We start from the raw sequence: 1,288 nt of genomic DNA on the forward strand, positions 1-1,288 counted from the left end.
CGGCGCGCCAGGCGCGCGCGGCGATCTGCGCGCGGCCCTCGCGCTCAGGCGTGGCGCGGTCGTCCCACCAGGGCGAGCCGGGGTCGGCGGCCAGCGCCACCAGCGCCGGGGTGACTCGCCGGGTGCCGAGCAGCGCGGCGAAGAAGTCCCCGCCCAGCTCGTCGGCCATGGACTCGCGGGCCAGCTGGTAGAGCAGCTGGTTGAACAGCACCGCCGGGCGCGAGTCGAGGCGGTGCTCGCCGTCCCAGGCGGCCAGCTCCTCGAGCAGCGCCAGTTCCTCGCCGTGCAGCGCGGCGCGCAGTTCGCTGAGCAGCGGCGCCAGCAGGCGCTGCGCCAGGTCGCTGCCGCCGTCGAGCTGCAGCGCCTGGCTGTTGTCCACGTCCCAGCGCACCCCGGGGGCGTCGAGGCGCTCGCGCAGGCGCCGGTAGCGCCCGTCCGGGTTGTAGTAGCCGGGCACGGCGAAGCCGGCCGGCGCCTGGTTGGCCGACAGCACGTAGCCGCGCGCCGGGTTCTCCTCGTGCGGGTTGGCGGCGAACGGCAGGTAGCGCGGCGGCGCCGCCTGCGCGCTGCCGCCGTCGAGGACGAAGGCCGCATGGGCGCCGGCCGGCCGCTCGAACAGGCGCCCGGCCGCCCACCAGGCGATGTCGCCGGAGGCCGAGGCCCAGACGATGTTCAGCCCCGGCGCCGCGATGCCGGCGGCGGCGGCACGCGCCTCGGCCAGGCTAGACGCGCGGTTGAGGCGGTGGAAGGCGCCGAGGATCGGGTTGTGCGCCTCGTGGAACACCCAGCGCAGGGCGATCGGCGTCGGCCCGGCCAGCTCGCCGAGGGCGGCGTTGACGATCGGCCCGTGCGGCGAGCGCTGCAGGGTCAGCTCGACGTCGGCGCCGTCCTTCACCCGGATGACTTCGCGGCGGCTCTCCAGATCCACCCAGCGACCCCGGTAGCGGACCTGGCCGGGATGGGCCGGATCGACCCGCTCGGCGATCAGGTCGAGGTCGTCGTTCTGGAACATGGTCAGCGACCAGCCGAACTCGCGGTTGTGGCCGAGCAGGGCGAAGGGGATCAGCGCGTGGTGCTGGCCGTACAGCTCGAAGCCGGGCGCCGACAGGTGGGCGCTGTACCACACCTGCGGCACGCTGAAGCGGATGTGCGGGTCGCCGGCCAGCAGCGGCTTGCCGCTGGCGGTGCGCGCGCCACTCAGCGCCCAGGCGTTGCTGCCCTCGAACTGGCTGAGCCCGCGCCCCGGCGCGGCGTCGGCCAGCTGCGCCAGCGCGTGCAGGCCGCGCCA

The 1,288-nt window shown here is 75.9% G+C and carries 1 protein-coding gene; it reads right to left on the minus strand.

Annotated elements, in window-relative coordinates; translation table 11 throughout:
• On the minus strand, nucleotides 1-1,288 hold a 1,288-nt coding region (locus E5198_RS21180; protein WP_136491863.1), incomplete at both ends, for a penicillin acylase family protein.

Source organism: Pseudomonas sp. A-1 (assembly GCF_004801855.1).
Lineage (GTDB): Bacteria > Pseudomonadota > Gammaproteobacteria > Pseudomonadales > Pseudomonadaceae > Geopseudomonas.